The sequence below is a fragment of the Lysobacter sp. P5_B12 genome, from assembly GCF_056400425.1.
On the sequence record NZ_JBFULG010000003.1, the window covers coordinates 175,443 to 192,005 of the forward strand.

The 16,563-nt window shown below is 66.0% G+C and carries 13 protein-coding genes; 10 read left to right on the forward strand and 3 right to left on the reverse strand.

The window, feature by feature from the left end; genetic code table 11:
- The first annotated feature begins 137 nt into the window (after positions 1-137).
- The 4 genes from AC1DOM_RS06985 (at position 138) to AC1DOM_RS07000 (ending at position 6,607) form a co-directional block, all read left to right on the forward strand.
- Positions 138-1,631: a transglutaminase-like domain-containing protein gene (locus AC1DOM_RS06985; RefSeq protein ID WP_498961630.1), complete on the forward strand. Its 1,494-nt coding sequence runs from the start codon at positions 138-140 to the stop codon at positions 1,629-1,631.
- Complete coding sequence (locus tag AC1DOM_RS06990; RefSeq protein WP_498961632.1) at positions 1,628-4,561, forward strand: TonB-dependent receptor; 2,934 nt, start codon at positions 1,628-1,630, stop codon at positions 4,559-4,561. The genes AC1DOM_RS06985 and AC1DOM_RS06990 overlap by 4 nt, the downstream gene beginning before the upstream one ends.
- A gap of 70 nt (positions 4,562-4,631) precedes the next feature.
- Entirely contained in the window at positions 4,632-6,173 is a 1,542-nt protein-coding gene (locus AC1DOM_RS06995) for a serine hydrolase domain-containing protein (protein WP_498961634.1), read from the forward strand.
- 44 nt (positions 6,174-6,217) lie between these two features.
- Positions 6,218-6,607, forward strand: a complete 390-nt coding sequence (locus tag AC1DOM_RS07000) for a hypothetical protein (protein ID WP_498961636.1) — start codon at positions 6,218-6,220, stop codon at positions 6,605-6,607.
- Positions 6,608-6,629: 22 nt separating this feature from the next.
- Here the strand turns inward: AC1DOM_RS07000 and AC1DOM_RS07005 are convergent, their stop codons facing one another.
- Positions 6,630-7,037 (reverse strand): ExbD/TolR family protein, encoded by a 408-nt coding sequence (locus AC1DOM_RS07005; protein WP_498961638.1) that lies wholly within the window; start codon positions 7,035-7,037, stop codon positions 6,630-6,632.
- A gap of 362 nt (positions 7,038-7,399) precedes the next feature.
- On the opposite strand from AC1DOM_RS07005, the gene AC1DOM_RS07010 reads away from it, so the two are divergent.
- Positions 7,400-8,509, forward strand: coding sequence for a right-handed parallel beta-helix repeat-containing protein (locus AC1DOM_RS07010; protein ID WP_498961640.1), 1,110 nt, complete (start codon positions 7,400-7,402; stop codon positions 8,507-8,509).
- Between the two features lie 85 nt (positions 8,510-8,594).
- Here the strand turns inward: AC1DOM_RS07010 and AC1DOM_RS07015 are convergent, their stop codons facing one another.
- Both AC1DOM_RS07015 and AC1DOM_RS07020 read right to left on the reverse strand, forming a co-directional pair.
- On the reverse strand, positions 8,595-9,152 hold the full coding sequence (locus tag AC1DOM_RS07015; RefSeq protein WP_498961642.1) for a hypothetical protein: 558 nt from the start codon (positions 9,150-9,152) through the stop codon (positions 8,595-8,597).
- Positions 9,153-9,229: 77 nt separating this feature from the next.
- Positions 9,230-10,732, reverse strand: a complete 1,503-nt coding sequence (locus AC1DOM_RS07020) for a tetratricopeptide repeat protein (protein ID WP_498961644.1) — start codon at positions 10,730-10,732, stop codon at positions 9,230-9,232.
- A 125-nt stretch (positions 10,733-10,857) separates the two neighbouring features.
- Here AC1DOM_RS07020 and zwf point away from each other — a divergent pair, with 125 nt between their 5' ends.
- Genes zwf through AC1DOM_RS07045 form a run of 5 tightly spaced genes read left to right on the forward strand, consistent with a single transcriptional unit; the run spans position 10,858 to position 16,490 of the window.
- Positions 10,858-12,318: a glucose-6-phosphate dehydrogenase gene (zwf, locus tag AC1DOM_RS07025; protein WP_498961646.1), complete on the forward strand. Its 1,461-nt coding sequence runs from the start codon at positions 10,858-10,860 to the stop codon at positions 12,316-12,318.
- Complete coding sequence (pgl, locus tag AC1DOM_RS07030) at positions 12,318-13,019, forward strand: 6-phosphogluconolactonase (RefSeq protein WP_498961648.1); 702 nt, start codon at positions 12,318-12,320, stop codon at positions 13,017-13,019. Before zwf ends, pgl begins: the two co-directional genes overlap by 1 nt.
- Entirely contained in the window at positions 13,016-14,860 is a 1,845-nt protein-coding gene (gene edd, locus AC1DOM_RS07035) for a phosphogluconate dehydratase (RefSeq protein ID WP_498961939.1), read from the forward strand. The genes pgl and edd overlap by 4 nt, the downstream gene beginning before the upstream one ends.
- Complete coding sequence (glk, locus tag AC1DOM_RS07040; protein ID WP_498961650.1) at positions 14,857-15,840, forward strand: glucokinase; 984 nt, start codon at positions 14,857-14,859, stop codon at positions 15,838-15,840. The genes edd and glk overlap by 4 nt, the downstream gene beginning before the upstream one ends.
- Positions 15,837-16,490, forward strand: coding sequence for a bifunctional 4-hydroxy-2-oxoglutarate aldolase/2-dehydro-3-deoxy-phosphogluconate aldolase (locus tag AC1DOM_RS07045; RefSeq protein ID WP_498961652.1), 654 nt, complete (start codon positions 15,837-15,839; stop codon positions 16,488-16,490). The genes glk and AC1DOM_RS07045 overlap by 4 nt, the downstream gene beginning before the upstream one ends.
- Positions 16,491-16,563 lie beyond the last annotated feature (73 nt).

Below are 16,563 nucleotides of genomic sequence, written 5' to 3' on the forward strand. Positions count from 1 at the left end.
CGGCTGGAATATATATTCATCGATCGTCGGAAAGGAAGAATAATTTATTGACCGACTGTCATAATGGTGCTACACAACGCTCCGCAGCTCCCACATGCAGGGGTTCAGTGCGCTTGGACACGATCGGTCGCCACCGGATGTCCGCTTCCCGTTCCGCGCGATTGCGCAGGGGAACGCCACTGCTGTCCCTCGCCTTGTCCGCCGCGCTGGTTGCCGGCGCCGCCTTTGCTTTCGACCCGCCGCCTGCACCGCCCGACATCGTCGCGATGATCGACCGCGGCGACTTCAAGGCCGCGAACGCCGCCATCGACGCCGCGCTCGCCCAGAAGAACGTTCCTGCCGACACCGCCCGCGCCCTGGCCTTCGAACGCGAACGCATGCGCCGCATGCGCCTGGACTTCCCGCACGACGAAGCCAAGGTCCGCGCCGACATCAGGAAGCAAGTCCCCGACCTGCGCGACGATGAGTTCGCGCGATGGGAAGCCGACAACACGCTCGAGCACATGACCATCGACGGGCAGAAGCGCTACTTCCAGCGCTCCGTCAGCAACCTTTGGCGTTTGAATCCCGAAGCACTCGCGCGCCGCACCGAACCGCCGAAGTACACCGAAAGCCCGCTGGAATCGCTCAATCCGCACCACCAGCAGGCGCGCGCGGCCGCAATCGCCAGCGGCAAGGCCAGCGTGTTGCCGCAACGCTTCCGCATCACGCAGACGCTCACCGTCAATGCCGACGCCGTGCCCGCGGGCGAAACGATCGATGCGTGGATTCCGTTCCCGCGCCACATCGTGGGCCAGCAGGACGACATCGAACTCGTCGGCAGCGAACCGGCGAAGGGCGATCTCGCGCCCGAGTCGGCGCTGATGCGCACGATGCACCTGCAGGGCAAGGCCGAGAAGGGAAAGCCGACCAAGTTCGACGTCACTTATGAAGTGACGATCTCCGCGCAATCGCACCAGATCGATGCGTCGAAGATCGTGCCGCTGAGCGAGAAGGAAAAGCGCGACCTCGCGCCGTATCTCTCGCAGGAATTGCCGCACGTGCAATTCACCGATGCGATGCGGCAGGTGTCGAAGCAGACCGTCGGCGACGAAAAGAATCCCTACGAAATCACGCGCAAGCTCTTCGCCCTGGTCGACGACAAGTACCCGTGGGCGGGCGCGCGCGAGTATTCGACGATCCCGAACATCGGCGATTACGCCTTGCACGCGCACCACGGCGACTGCGGCCAGCAGACGTTGCTGATGATCACGCTGCTGCGTTTGAACGGCATTCCCGCGCGCTGGCAGTCGGGAATGATGTTCTCGCCGACCGATTACTGGAACCTGCACGACTGGGGCCAGGTGTACCTCGCACCCTATGGATGGGTGCCGATGGACGTGACCTTCGGCCGCCTGAAGGGCGACCCGGCCACGGAGTGGTTCTACCTGGGCGGGCTCGACGGCTGGCGCATCGCTTTCAACGATGCATGGGGCGTCGACTTCGTGCCGCACAAGACGCATTTCCGTTCCGACAACGTCGACTCGCAACGCGGGGAAGCGGAATGGCGGGGCGGAAACCTGTACTTCGACCAGTTCGACTACGACTTCGAATGGAACGTCGTTCCAACCACACCGCCGGAGGGGGCATGAGTGGCATGAAGAGCACCAGGAAGAACACGATGCATCGCACGTCGCTCTGGCTCGCCCTGGGGATGGCGCTGTCTGCGCCGATCGCCCTGCCGGCGTTTGCGGCGAATACGGATGGTTCGCTGGTCGGCCATTCGGCCGCCGGCGCGACGATCACGGTGAAGAACCCCGAGACGGGTTTCGAACGCACGGTGACGGCGGATTCGCAAGGCAACTACCGCTTCCCGTTCTTGCCGGTGGGCAGTTACACCGTCGAGGTCAGGCAGAACGGCCAGGCGATCGGCAGTCCGGTCACGGTCAACATCAGCCTCGGCAACGCGACCACGCAGAACCTCGCGGGCGCGTCGGCGGAATTGGCGACGGTCGAAGTGCAGGGCACCGCGATCTCGCCGATCGACGTGACCTCCACCGAATCGGCCACCAACATCACCGCCGAACAGTTGCAACGCCTGCCGGTCGAGCGCGACGCGCTGTCGGTGGCGCAACTCGCGCCGGGCGTGGTGCGGGGTGAATTCGGCGGCATCTCGTTCGGCGGTTCGTCCGTCGCCGAGAACGCGGTCTACATCAACGGCCTGAACGTCACCGACTTCTACAACCGCGTCGGCAACTCCAGCGTGCCGTACTTGTTCTACCAGGAGTTCCAGGTCAAGACCGGCGGTTACTCGGTCGAATTCGGCCGCACCACGGGTGGCGTCATCAATGCGGTGACGAAATCGGGTACCAACGACTTCAAGTACGGCGCCGAGCTGGTGTGGGAACCGGATTGGCTGCAGTTCACGCAAAATAATCACGAAGGTCGCATTTCGCAGTACGACGAATACGATCGCGCCAGCCTGAATCTCTACGCGTCCGGCCCGCTGATCAAGGACCGCCTGTTCTTCTTCGGCATGTACGAAGGCCGCGACTACGAGCCGCGCAACTCCGACGACTCGTACGACACGTATTTCGACGGCAAATCCAACAGCGGTTTCTGGGGCGCCAAGCTGGATTGGCAGATCACCGACGACCACACGCTGTCGTTCCTCGCCTTCTCCGACAACGACTCGCTGACCACCGACGAGTTCGACATCGAGCCGGACAACGACCTTGCCGGCGCCCGTGTCTACCAGAACACCACGTTCAACGAGAGCGGCGGCGACAACTGGGCCCTGACGTACACCGGCTACCTCACCGACACTTTCTCGGTGCGCGCGATGTACGGCGAGAACCAGCGCTCCACCGACATCCACAGCTTGGCCGACGACACCCGCCAGCTGGTCCAGGATCGTCGCAACAGCAGCGCGTTCATCGGCGGCACGAGCAACACCTCCATCATCGCGCGCGAGGACGATCGCGAGCAGTCGCGCATCGACTTCGAATGGCAGCTCGGCGACCACCTGCTGCGCTTCGGCTACGACCACGAGAGCAACACGAGCGACTACAACAGCCGCTATCCGGGCGACGGCCGTCGCTTCGAAGTCTTCGAAACCGAGGACCCGACCGTCAATGACGCGCCGGTGCCGCCGGGCACCACCTCGTACGTGCGGACGCGCGAAGTGCGCAACCAGGGTACGTTTGAAACCACGAACTCGGCCTGGTACATCGAGGACAACTGGAGCATCACCGATCGCTTCCTGTTGAATGCCGGCATCCGCATGGAGGAGTTCGACAACAAGAACGGGCAGGGCGAGAGCTACATCAAGATGGACAACATGTTCGCCCCGCGCCTGGGCTTCTCCTGGGACCTGAAGGGCGACTCGAGCATGAAGGTGTACGGCAACGTCGGCCGTTACTTCCTGCCGGTGGCGAACGTCATCAACATCAAGCAGGCCGGCCCGTTCCTCGATCGCCGCACGTTCTATCTCTGGAACGAGCAATTCGACGCGAACAACGTCCCGATCCTCGGCCAGCAGTTGGGCGAGGTCGACGTCTCGCAGGGCGACGGCACCGTGCCCGACGTGCGCGGCGAAGTGGATGCCAACATGGATCCGGTGTACCAGGACGAGTTCATCCTGGGCTTCCAGCAGCAGCTGGATCCGTCTTGGTCGTGGGGCGTGCGCGGCATCTATCGCAAGTTGCACAACGCCATCGATGACATGGGCGTGACCTGGAACGGTTTCTGCGAGACCGACTTCTTCATGATGGCCAACCCGGGTGAAGTGGCGACCGTCTTCGGCGACACCGATTGCGATGAAGTCAACGATTCCTGGATCAACATCGACACCGCCGTGACCGGCTGGGCGCTCGACAACCCGGGCCCGCTGCAAACCACGGGCTGGAACAAGCCGCGTCGCGACTACAAGGCGCTGGAGTTCGTGCTCGACCGTTCGTGGGACAACAAATGGTCGTTCAATGCGTCCTATACGCTGGCCTTCAGCAAGGGCAACGCGGAAGGCCCGGTGAACTCCGACACCGACTTCTCCGACACCGGCCGCACCGAGGCGTTCGACGACCCGTGGGTCAACCTCGATGCCGAAGGCTACCTGCCCAACGATCGCCGCCACCAGATCAAGTTGAACGGTGCGTATGCGATCAACGATGCGTGGGAAGTCGGCGCGGCGCTCGATGCGCGCTCGGGCCGACCGGTCAGCGCCTTCGGCGTTGCGAACCCGTACGATGACACGCAGTTCCACTCGCTGTTCATCTGCGTGGCGAACTGCGACGCCGACGACAGCCGCGATCGCACGTACGTGAACTACGGGCGCGGCGGCATCGGCCGCCTGCCGTGGACCGCCGACCTCGGTGCCAACATCACCTACAAGCACTCCTTCGGCAGCGCCGACCTGCGCGTGAAGTTCGCCGTGTACAACATCTTCAATATGCAGCGCGTCACCGAGGTCAATGAAGACCTGCAGTTGGCGAACAATCTGAGCGGGACCAACAATCTGTATGGCCAGGGCACGACCTACCAGTCGCGTGCCTACAGCCAGCTCACCGTTTCGCTTGACTTCTAAAGTCGGCACCCCCGGCGGCCCGCCCTCCGGGCCGCCGTTTTTTTTCGGGGGATGCGACACTGGGACCAGCATGAAACGACTCCTTGCATCGGCCCTGTGCCTGCTCGCCTTCGGCGCGCAGGCACAGTCGTCTTCGTACGACCGCATCGTCGACGACACGATCGCGCGCTACAAACTCCCCGGCATCGCCGTCGGCGTGATCGAAGACGGCAAGATCGCCTACGCCACCACGCGCGGCGAAACGCTGGCCGGCAGCGGCCACGCACTCACGTCGAAGTCGATCTTCAAGATCGCTTCCAATTCCAAGGCGATGACCGCGAGCGTGCTCGCGCGCCTGGTCGACCAGGGCAAGTTGCGCTGGGACGATCCGGTCACCAAGTACTTGCCGCAATTCGCGATGTACGACCCGTGGGTCACGAAGAACATGCAGGTGCGCGATCTGCTCGTGCACAACAGCGGCCTGCCGGAAGGCGGCGGCGATCTGATGCTGTGGCCCGAGCCGAACCATTTCACGCGCGGCGACATCATCGGCGGACTGAAGTACATCAAGCCGGCTTACAGTTTTCGATCAGGGTATGCGTACGACAATCTGCTGTACGTGGTCGCCGGCGAAGTCGCCGCGGCCGCCGGCGGGGCGTCGTACGAAACGCTGGTGCAGCGCGAGGTCTTCGATCCGCTGCGCATGACGCGTTGCAAGGTCGGCGCGTTCGACCGCGATGCGGTGGGCGATGTCGCGCAACCGCATACGCGCGGGGAGGGCATGCGTTACGAGCCGGGGGACAATGTCGATGGCGCGCAGGTGCCCGCGATCACCTCGGCCGCCGCGGGCGGCATCCGCTGCAGCCTGGACGACATGCTGCGCTGGATGCAGGCGTGGCTTGCGCCCGATGCGCAGGACAAGGCGTGGTTGTCCCAGGCGCAACGCAAGGAGATGTGGAAGGCGCGCACGCCGATGCCGATCTCCTCGCGCCGCGTGAAGTGGGACAGAACGCACGCGCTCGCGTACGCGTACGGGTTCCGCCTGGCCGATGTCGACGGTGAGTGGACCGTCTCGCACACCGGCACCTTGTCGGGCATGTATTCGTCGATGGTGTTGCTGCCCGACATGCGCAGCGGCTTCGTCTTCATGATCAACGCCGATGCCGACGACACGCGCACGGTGCTGTCGGAAGTGTTGACCAAGCATTTCACCAAGCCCGGCGCCAACACGACGATCGCGCCCTACGCCGACGAAATCGAAGCCGAGTGGAAGCAGGCCGAGGCCGCAGCGAAGCCGCACACCAAGCCCGACGGCAAGCGCGTTGTGCTCAAACCGCCCTTCGATCCGCAGCGCATGGGCACGTGGCGCGATCCGTGGTTCGGCGACGTGCGCCTGTGTCCGGTCAACGGCCGCTTGCAATGGTCGTCGGAGAAATCACCGCTGATGACCGGCGCCATCGTCACCGTCGATGGCCAGTGGCGCATCGATTGGGACGAAGACCGCATGGATCTCGAAGCGTGGGTCGATTTCGACAAGGGCCGCATGCGCATGCGCAAAGTCGATCCGGAGGGCGATTTCAGCTCCGATTTCGAAGACCTGGATTTCACGCGAACGGGTGATTGCACGCCGTAAGGCGTTACATTGGTGGCCCGCGGCCCTCGGCAACGGAGCGCCCCATGCGATCGCAGACCCTGCAACGCTTCCTCGCATCGATCTTCCTCATCCTCGGCACGTGGTGCATGTTGTTGCCGCGGATGGTGGAACAACTGACGATCCGCCCCGAGCACCAGGTGCTCACGCCGGCCTCGTCGGTGTTCATCGCGTGCTTCGGGGCGCAGGCAGTGTTGTGCGGCGCGATCATCTGGTTTGCGAAGTTCACGCCGAAGACCTTCCTCGCCTTCGGGCTGCTCGGGTCGGTCCCGTTCTTCGTCTTCAACTGGTACTTCTACTTCGTGCAGCCGATCTTCACCAGGTGGATGCTGCTGGATTTCGCCGGCAACGCATTGATCCTGGCCTGTGGGCTGATCGGTTACCGCATTTCGCATCGCGAGCACCCGCTCGGCTGAGCGGGTGCCCGCGCGCGCCCCGTCATTGGACGAAACTGATGTGCTTGAGTTGGGCGGCGTTCGCATCGGCCAGCACGCGCGTGACCAGGCCGTAGTCCGAATCGCCGCTTGCGTCGATGACCAGCATCGGCGGATGCGCGGGATCGCGCTGGGCCTCCACTTCCAGCAACGACCGCAAGCCCGAGACGGGCTGCACGGCGCCATTCCAGGTGACCGAGCCGTCGGCGCGGATGCCGATTTCGATGCGCTGCGGTTTGATCGGGCTCGGCGGGCCGGGATGCGGCAGCGTGAAGTCGACGGCCTTGGTGACCGCCGGTGCGGCGACCATGAAGATGATCAACAGGACGAGCAGGACGTCGACGAGCGGGGTGATGTTGATCGCGGCGAAGTCGCGGTCGTTGGAGCCCTGTGCGAAAGCGGAGACGGCCATGGCGCATCCTCCTGACGCGGGCGCGATGCCCGGTTGCCTGCAACGCTACGCCCGACCTCACATTTGGCGCAAGGGGAGTGGCTTTCCGGTATTCCGGGCGCCGATTTCACGTGAAGCCAACATCGAAACACCCGCTTGATTCGCGCGTTTCACGCGCGGTTTCTCGGTTTAAGGTTTTCCTAACATCACGAAAAGCCTGCGTTGAGCGCACGATTTTCGCATTCAGAATTTAAAGCTGAACCATACATGCGGCGCAATCCGCAGTTTTTGCATTTCGCGCTAGCCAAAATTCACGCGGTCTCTACATTTGCCCTCGCCGAGCGGGAAACCGCTTTCTCTCCAAGACCCGAGGGTTTCTCCAAATGTTGCAGTCCAACATCGCGCGCCGCACCTTCCTCAAGAACTCCGCCCTGTGCGCGGTCCCGCTGCTGATCGGTGGCGTCTCCCTGCCGGCGTTCGCGCTGACCACCCCGCCGACGCGCGCCCGCGGCACGGCCCTGTTGAACGTCAAGAATTACGGTGCCCTCGGCAATGGCGTGAAGGACGACACCGCCGCCATCCAGGCCGCCATCAACGCGCTGCCGACCACCGGCGGCACGGTGCAGGTCCCGGCCGGCACGTACATGATCGACACCTCCAAGAAGATCAACCTGCGCAGCAAGATGCACTTCCAGCTGCTGCCGGGCGCGATCCTCAAGGCGAAGACCTCGTCGCTGTCGCGCCACTACATCATCTACATCAACGACAAGTCCGACGTCGAAATCTCCGGCGGCCAGCTCGTCGGCGACCGCGCCACGCACGTGTACGCCGGCGGCGGCACGCATGAGTGGGGCCACGGCATCCAGTGCCTCGGCGGCGTGCGCGTCACCATCCGCGACACCCGCATCGCCGACTGCACCGGCGACGGCGTGTGCATCGGCGGCTCGGCCAACGACGTGGTGATCGCCAACATCATCTCGACGAACAACCGTCGCCAGGGCCTGTCGATCACCAACTGCACCAACGTCAAGGCGTACGACTCGGAGTTCAGCTTCACCAACGGCACCGCGCCGGAGTGCGGCATCGACATCGAGCCGGACAACGACTGGACCGCCAGCAACGTGCTGATCCAGAACTGCCGCATGAACGACAACAAGAAGTACGGCGTCAACATCTGGAACCGTTCTTCCAACATCACGTTCGACGGCTGCACCTTCGAGCGCAACGGCAGCCTGGGCATGGGCACGGTCGGCGTCACGGGCCTGACGGTGAAGAACAGCACGTTCCGCCTGAACTCGGCGACCGGCGTGGTGTACAACACCAACTCCAAGTCCGTCTCGCACAGCAACAACCTGTCGTACCAGAACTACACGCGCCTCGGCGCCAAGGTCCGCACGCCGTTCACGCAGACCGGCTGGACGAGCAAGATCGAGCGCGACCTGCTGATGCGCAACGGCGCGCAGGTGGTGGTCGGTACGAACAACTTCCAGTAAGGAAGTACGCAAACGCTGTCGCACTCGTCGGCGACAACGCAGGAGGGCCCCCGAGCTATCGATCGGGGGCCTTTTTTTTGCGCGCTCAATGCACCGGGATCATCAGGTGCTGGTAGGGCGTGCCGGCCCACATGACGTAGGGAACGCCGGTGTCGGGATCGGCGTTGCCCGGGTACATCGCGTAGAACTCGGGCGCCGCGCCGACCACCATCACGTGCGGGCCGGTCTGGACCCAATGGTTCTCCTTCGACGGCGCCGTCGCATACGGATCGGTGTTGCTCGCATCGGTCCCGCCTTCGAGCATGTACATCAGCCCGATCTTGCCGACGGTCGGTGCCTTCTTCGCCATCCACGCATTCGCCCACTCCATCGCGGATGCATCCATGCACATCGGATCGGGGCCGGGCGTGGTGGGGTTGTCGGGCATGCAGGTGAATCCGTTGCTGCCTTCGCGCAAGGTGCGCGCGACGCCCTTGTCGTCGACGACGATGACCTTGGCGCCCGCGGCGACTTTCGCCGGCGCGGCCTTGGTGGCGCTCTGGATGAGTTGCTCGTCGGAAGGCGCGGCCTTTTTGTCCTTTTCGCTCGCGGCGGTCGCGCAGGCGGCCGTGCACAGGGCGAGCACCAGGAGGGTTCTGGACATGGGGATCTCCACGGTCGGATAGCCGGATGCATCTCCGGCGGTTCCAACAACGCAAAGCGCGCGGGGCGGCGGTCGGGTTAACCCGTCTTGTCGGCGCCTTGTTGCGATGCGCGACGCTTGGGGTATTGCGCGAGCGCGCGCGCGTAGGCGGCGTGCGCATTCGCGCGCTGGCCGAGTTGCAGGTACAGATCGCCGAGCAATTCCTGCGCGGGGAGCGTGGGGCCGGGCGTGACGGCGTGTTTCGGCGTCGATGCTTCGAGCGCGGCGGCCGCCTCGAGTTTTTCGATCGCCTCTTTCGGATGGCCGTTGGCGTTGGCGATCGCGCTTTCCAGTTCCAGCCGCAACATGTGGATGTTGCGTTCGAACAGGGATTCGCCGGCGGCTTCCATCTTCTGTTGCAACACACCCAGGCGATCCATCGCGGCGAGCGCATCGGCCTTCGCGCCGGTGTGCGCCGCGCCCATGCCGTGCGCGAATTGCGCGATGGCTTCGGGCCACGCGTACTTGTCCCACTCGACCCACGCCGGCGTGCGTGGTTGCAGCTTCGCGGCCGCGGCCCAGTCGCGCGTTTCCAGCGGAATGCGCGCCTGCACCGACGCCAGGTGGAACGCGGTCTTGAACGATGGCTGCAGATGTTGCGTGGCGAGCAGGCGATCGCGTTGCTGCTTCGCATCGGCGACATCGCCCTGCTGCAGATAAGCGTAGACGAGATATTCGATCGCATGCGGGAACTCGTCCCACACGTACTGGCCCTTGTCGCCGGCCGGGTAACGCAGCGCCGCATCGGCCGCGCGCAGGTTGCCGCGCACCACGCCGGCCCAATCGCCCTGGCGCGTGTAGACATGCGTGGGCATGTGCAGCGCATGCGGGTTGTCGGGCGCGATCGTTTCGTAGCGATGCACGACGTCGGCGGATTCGCGTTCGCGACCGGGCACGTCGTCGGCATGCACGAGGTAATGCATCGCGCCGGGGTGGTCGGGGTCTTCGCGCAACACGCCCGTCAACAGTGCCGCGGCCGCGTCGGCGTTTTCGCGCGTCGCGCGATCCTGCGGCGTGGTCGCGAGCAATCCCAGCGCGGCGAAGGCGCTCGCGTCGTGGTCCTTCGGGAAGTCGGCGTGCACCTTCTGCGACGCATCGGACCAACGCCGGATGCGCGCCCAGTAATCATCGGCCTCGGGGCTTTCGAAGAAGGCGGCGGCCGCTTCGATGAATTCGCGCTCGCGCGGATCCTCCGAGCCCAGGACACGCGCCTTGCCGACTTCCTCCCAGCCGAGCTTGCGCTCGGCCAGGTCCGGCCGCGTGGGCCACAGCGGCTGGAAGTGCGTCATCGCCACGCCCCAGTGGGCCATGGCGCATTTCGGGTCCTTGGCGGCGAGGGCCGCGAAGGCTTTCCGCGCCTGCGGGTAGGTCATGTGGTGGAGCAGGGTGAGCGCACGGTCGAAGTCGGCGCGCACGTCGGGCGCGCAATGGACGTGGAAGTCGGACGTGCCCCCGTGGCCGGCATGCGGGTCGCCCGCGCCGGCCTGGCCGATGAAAACGCATGAAAACGCGAGCGCCGCGCGACGCAGAGTCTGTTTCATGGTCCGTCTCCCGGGTCTGGGCGGATCGTAGCAGCGCCTTTGCATACGTAATCACCGCCGCCGTCACCGCAGATACGTCCATTGCGGTTTACGCTTCGGGCTCGCCCCTTCCCCATTCAGGTCGCATGCCCGGCAACTGCGCTTGTCTCCTCGTGATCTTCGGTGCCTCCGGCGACCTGGCGCAGCGGATGCTGCTGCCTTCGCTCTACGGCCTCCAGCATGCCGGGCTGCTCACGCCCGAACTGCGCATCCTCGGCACCGCGCGCAGCGCGATGGACGACGCGACATTCCGCGCGCAGGTCGCCGATGCGGTGCGCCGCAACGTGCCGGAGGCCGATCTCAACGAAGCCTCGCTGGAGGCACTGCTCGAACGCATCACCTACCACGCCGCCGACAGCGGCGATGCCGAATCCATGCAGCGCCTGGGCGAACGCATCACGTCGCTGCGCACCGGCGAAATCCTCTATCACCTCAGCACCGCGCCGCGCTTCTACGTGCCGATCTGCGTTGCGCTCGGTGCGCTCGGCCTCGCCGGGCCGGGCACGCGCGTGATGCTGGAAAAGCCGATCGGCACCGACCTGGCCAGCGCGACCAACATCAACGACGGCGTGGCGCGCGTGTTCGACGAAGACCGCGTGTTCCGCGTCGACCATTACCTGGGCAAGGAAGGCGTGCAGAACCTGATCGCGTTGCGCTTCGGCAACGCGATGTTCGAACCGCTGTGGAATGCGCGCCACATCCAGCACGTGCAGATCACGGTGGCCGAGACCGTCGGCGTCGAAGGCCGCGGCGATTACTACGACACCAGCGGCGCGATGCGCGACATGATGCAGAACCACCTGCTGCAGCTGGTGTGCCTGACCGCGATGGAACCGCCGGCGCGTTTCGAACCCACCGCCGTGCGCAACGAGAAGATCAAGGTGCTGCGTTCGCTGCGGCGCATCGGGCCGGCCGAGGTGCAGACCGAAACGGTGACGGGGCAATACACCTCCGGCGCCGTCGGCGGGAAGGTCGTGCCGGGCTATGCCGAAGAACTCGGCCGCGCGAGCCGCACCGAAACCTTCGTTGCGCTACGCGCGCATATCGACAATTGGCGTTGGTCGGGCGTGCCGTTCTATCTGCGCACCGGCAAGCGCATGCCGCGCCGCGCCACCGAGATCCACCTGCAGTTCCGCGCCGTGCCGCATTCGATCTTCGACCCGCGCGCGAAGATCGCACCGAACGCGCTGACCATCCGCCTGCAGCCCGAGGAACGCATCGAGCTGCGCTTGATGAGCAAGACGCCGGGGCTGGATCGCGCGGGCCTGCAGTTGTCGCAGGTCGCGCTGGACCTGGACATGCACGAGGAATTCGCGGCGGCCTCGCGGCGTCCCGCGTACGAGCGCCTGTATCTGGACGCGCTCGAAGGCGTCGGCACGCTGTTCGTACGCCGCGATGAAACCGAAGCGGCGTGGGAGTGGGTCGATGCCGTCATCGACGGCTGGCGCACGAACGACATCTCCCCGAAACCCTATCCCGCCGGCACCTGGGGTCCGGCCAGCGCCGTGGCGATGACCGAGCGCCACGGGCATACCTGGCGCGAGTGATGGGCTGGGTCGAACACGACTACCGCGATCCCGATGCGCTGGCCAGGGCGCTCGCGCAAACGCTGCACCTTGCGTGCCGCGACGCCATCGCCGCGCGCGGCCGCGCGGTGCTCGCGCTCGCCGGGGGACGCACGCCGTTTCCCGCGTATCGCGCGCTTGCCGCGATGCCGTTGGATTGGCCCAGCGTCGTGCTGCTGCCGAGCGACGAACGCTGCGTGCCGCACGATCATCCCGCGTGCAACGTCGCCGAATTGCGCAACGCTTTCGCCGATGCACGCGGCGTGGTCATCGAATCGCTGACCACGCAAGATGGCGAGCCCGAGCGTTCCGAAGCGCACGCGCGCAGGCGCCTGGCGCTGTATCCCGAAGCCTTCGACGCGATCGTGCTCGGCATGGGGCAGGACGCGCATACCGCTTCCTTATTCCCCGGCGCGCCGCAGTTGCACGCGGCGCTCGACCTGGACAGCGCGGTCGACGCGCTGCGCATCGACCCGCAACCCCTCCCACCCGAAGCGCCGTTCCCGCGCATCAGCCTGACCTTGTCGCGCCTGTTGCGCACGCGCGCGCTGCACCTGGCGCTCACCGGCCAGGCCAAGCGCGATGTCCTGCAGGCCGCGCGCGCATCCGGCAACATGGCGCGTCATCCGGTCGCCGCGCTGGCCGAAGGTGAAGCGACCGTGCAAACGCATTGGAGTCCCTGATGATGCATCCCGTCGTCGCCCGCGTCACCGAACGCATCGTCGAACGCAGCCGCACCACGCGCACCGATTACCTCGCGCGCATGGCGCAGGCGGCGGCCGATCGCGAAGGCGGGCCGTCGCGCCAACGCCTGAGCTGCGGCAATCTCGCGCACGGCTTCGCGGCCGCCGGCGACGACAAGGTGCGCCTGCGCGGCGGCAGCGCCGGCAACATCGGCATCGTCACCGCCTACAACGACGTGATCTCCTCGCACCAGCCGATGGAGCAGTACCCGACGCTCATCCGCATGGCCGCGCGCAATGCCGGCGGCAGCGCGCAGGTCGCCGGCGGCGTGCCCGCGATGTGCGATGGCGTCACGCAAGGCCGCACGGGCATGGAGTTGTCGCTGTTCTCGCGCGACAACATCGCGATGGCCACTGCGGTCTCCCTCTCGCACGACATGTTCGATGCGGTGCTTTGCCTGGGCGTGTGCGACAAGATCGTGCCGGGTCTGTTGATCGGCGCGCTGAGCTTCGGCCACCTGCCGGCCATCTTCGTCCCGTCCGGGCCGATGCCGCAGGGGCTGACCAACAAGGAAAAGGCCGCGGTCCGCCAGCGCTACGCGGAAGGCAAGGCCACGCGCGAGGAGTTGCTCGATGCCGAAGCCGCCTCGTACCACGCGCCCGGCACCTGCACGTTCTACGGCACCGCCAATTCCAACCAGACGATGATGGAAGCGATGGGCCTGCACATGCCGGGCACCGCGTTCGTCAATCCCGGCACGCCGCTACGCGATGCACTGACGGTTGCCGCGGCGGAACAGGCGCTGCGCATCTCGAAGCTCGGCGACGACTATCGTCCGTTGTGCAAGACCGTCGACGAGCGCGCGATCGTCAACGCGATGGTCGCACTGGCGGCCACCGGGGGCTCGACCAACCACGCGATCCATCTCGTCGCGATGGCGCGCGCCGCCGGCGTGTTGATCGACTGGGACGATCTCGACGAACTCTCGCGCGTCACGCCGCTGATCGTTCGCGCGTATCCGAACGGCGCGGCCGACATCAATCATTTCCACGCCGCCGGCGGCATCGGTTTCGTGCTGCGTGAATTGATCGACGCCGGCCTCGTGCACGCCGATGTGCCTTGCGTGCACGGCGGCGACCTGCGACAGCAGGCGATGGAGCCGTATCTCGACGGCACGACCTTGCGCTGGCGCGAAGGCCCGAAGGCCTCGCTCGACCTGACCGTCGTGCGCCCGGTCGCCGATCCCTTCGACAAGGAAGGGGGCCTGCGCCGCGTGCAGGGCAACCTCGGACGCGGGATCGTGAAGATTTCCGCGGTGGCGCCCGAATACCGGAAGATCGAAGCGCCCGCGCGCGTGTTCGAATCGCAGGACGATCTGCTGGTCGCGTTCAAGGCCGGGACCTTGCAGGGCGATCTGGTCGCCGTCATCCGCGGCCAGGGCCCGCGCGCCAACGGCATGCCGGAGTTGCACAAGCTCACGCCGACGCTCGCGGCGATGCAGGACCGCGGACAGCGCGTGGCCTTGCTCACCGATGGGCGCATGTCGGGCGCATCGGGCAAAGTGCTCTCGGCCATCCACGTCACGCCCGAAGCGGCGGACGGCGGGCCGATTTCGAAACTGCGCGACGGCGACCGCATCCGCATCGATTCCGACGCCGGCACGATCGATGTCGACGTGCCCGCCGCGGAGTGGGACGCACGCGCAGTGCAACACGGCGATCTGCGCGCCAACCGCGTCGGCTTCGGTCGCGAGTTGTTCGCGATGATGCGTGCGCAGGTCGGCACGGCGGAGTCGGGCGGCAGTGCCTTGTTCCTCGATGAAGACCGGAGCGCGCGATGACGTCGGTCGCCCTGGTCGCCGACATCGGCGGCACCAACGCACGTTTCGCGCTGACCGACCTCGACGCGCCCACGCCCGCGCTGCGTGAAATGCAGGCGCTGAAGGCCTCGGAGTTCGCGAGCCTGGAGCATGCGATCGAGCATTACCTCGCGTCGGTCGGCGTCGCTCCAAAGCGTGGCGCACTCGCGGTGGCGAGTCCCGCGGATACCGACGAGATCCGGCTGACCAATCGCGCGTGGTCGTTTTCGCGCACGGCGTTGCAACGCACGCTCGGTTTCGACGAATTGCGCGTCATCAACGACTTCGGCGCGATCGCCTGGGCGGTGCCCGCGCTGACGCAGGCCGATCGCGAAACCCTGCACGGGCCGGTCTCGGGTCCCTTGCACGGGCCGGTCACCGTGATGGGGCCCGGCACCGGTTTGGGCGTGGCCTTGCTCGTCGGAAGCGATGCGCACGGGTGGCATCCGGTCGAAACCGAAGGCGGGCACGTGACCTTCGCGCCCATCGGCGACGAGGAGCAGGCCATCGCGCGTTGGCTGACGGCCTTGCACGGCCGCTGTTCGAACGAACGCGTGTTGTGCGGCGCGGKCCTGGCGCAAGTCGATGCGGTGTTGCGTGGCATGGCCAACGACATCGGGGCGAAGCCGGCCTTGCGGGATCCGGCCGACATCGTCGCCGCCGCGTTGGAAGGCCACGACGTCGCTGCGCGGCGCGCGTTGGCGCGCTTTTGTTCGGTACTCGGCAGCGTTTCGGGCGATGCGGCGCTGATCCATGGCGCGCGCACGCTGGTGATCGCCGGCGGCATGGTGCCGCGCTTCGTTCCCTTCCTGCGCAGCAGCAATTTCCGCGAACGATTCCTGGCGAAAGGGCGCTTCGTCGCCTATCTCGAAGGCATCACCATCCACGTGATCACCCATCCGCAGCCGGGTTTGCTCGGCGCGGCGACCGCTTTGCGGGCGAGGGCGAGGGACAACGCATGAACTGGACCAACGAAAAGCGCATGGCGTCGGCCGACGCGATCCTCGACGCGGCCCCCGTCATGCCGGTGCTCACCATCGAACGCCTCGAAGACGCCGTGCCGCTGGCGCGCGCCCTTGTCGACAACGGATTGGTGGTGCTCGAAGTCACGATGCGCACGCCGATCGCGCGCGAAGCCATCGCGCGCATCGCAAAAGAAGTGCCCGCGGCCATCGTCGGCGCGGGCACGGTATTGCGTGCCGACGATTTGCGCTCGATGGTCGATGTCGGCGCGCGCTTCGCGATCGCGCCGGGTTGCACCGATGCGTTGTACGAGGCCGCGGCCGAAGCGCCGATTCCCTTCATTCCCGCGATCGCCACGGCGAGCGAGTTGATGCGCGGCCTGGAGTTCGGGCATGCGCGCTTCAAGTTCTTCGCGGCCGAATCCTCGGGCGGCATCGCGGCCCTGAAGGCGTTCGCCGGGCCCTTCGGGCATGTGAAGTTCTGCCCGACCGGCGGCATCGATGCGGCGAAGGCGCCGGCCTACCTGGCCTTGCCGAATGTTTCGACCGTCGGCGGTTCCTGGATGGTGCCCAAGGCGGCGCTCGAGGCGCGCGACTGGACGACGATCGGGCGCCTGGCGGCCGAGTGCACGCGGCTGCGCGGCGCGTAAGCCTTCCGAAACTCCTACAGCGCGCCGCGGCATCCACCGATGCCGCGGCGTTTTCGTTTGCGCGACGCTGGCT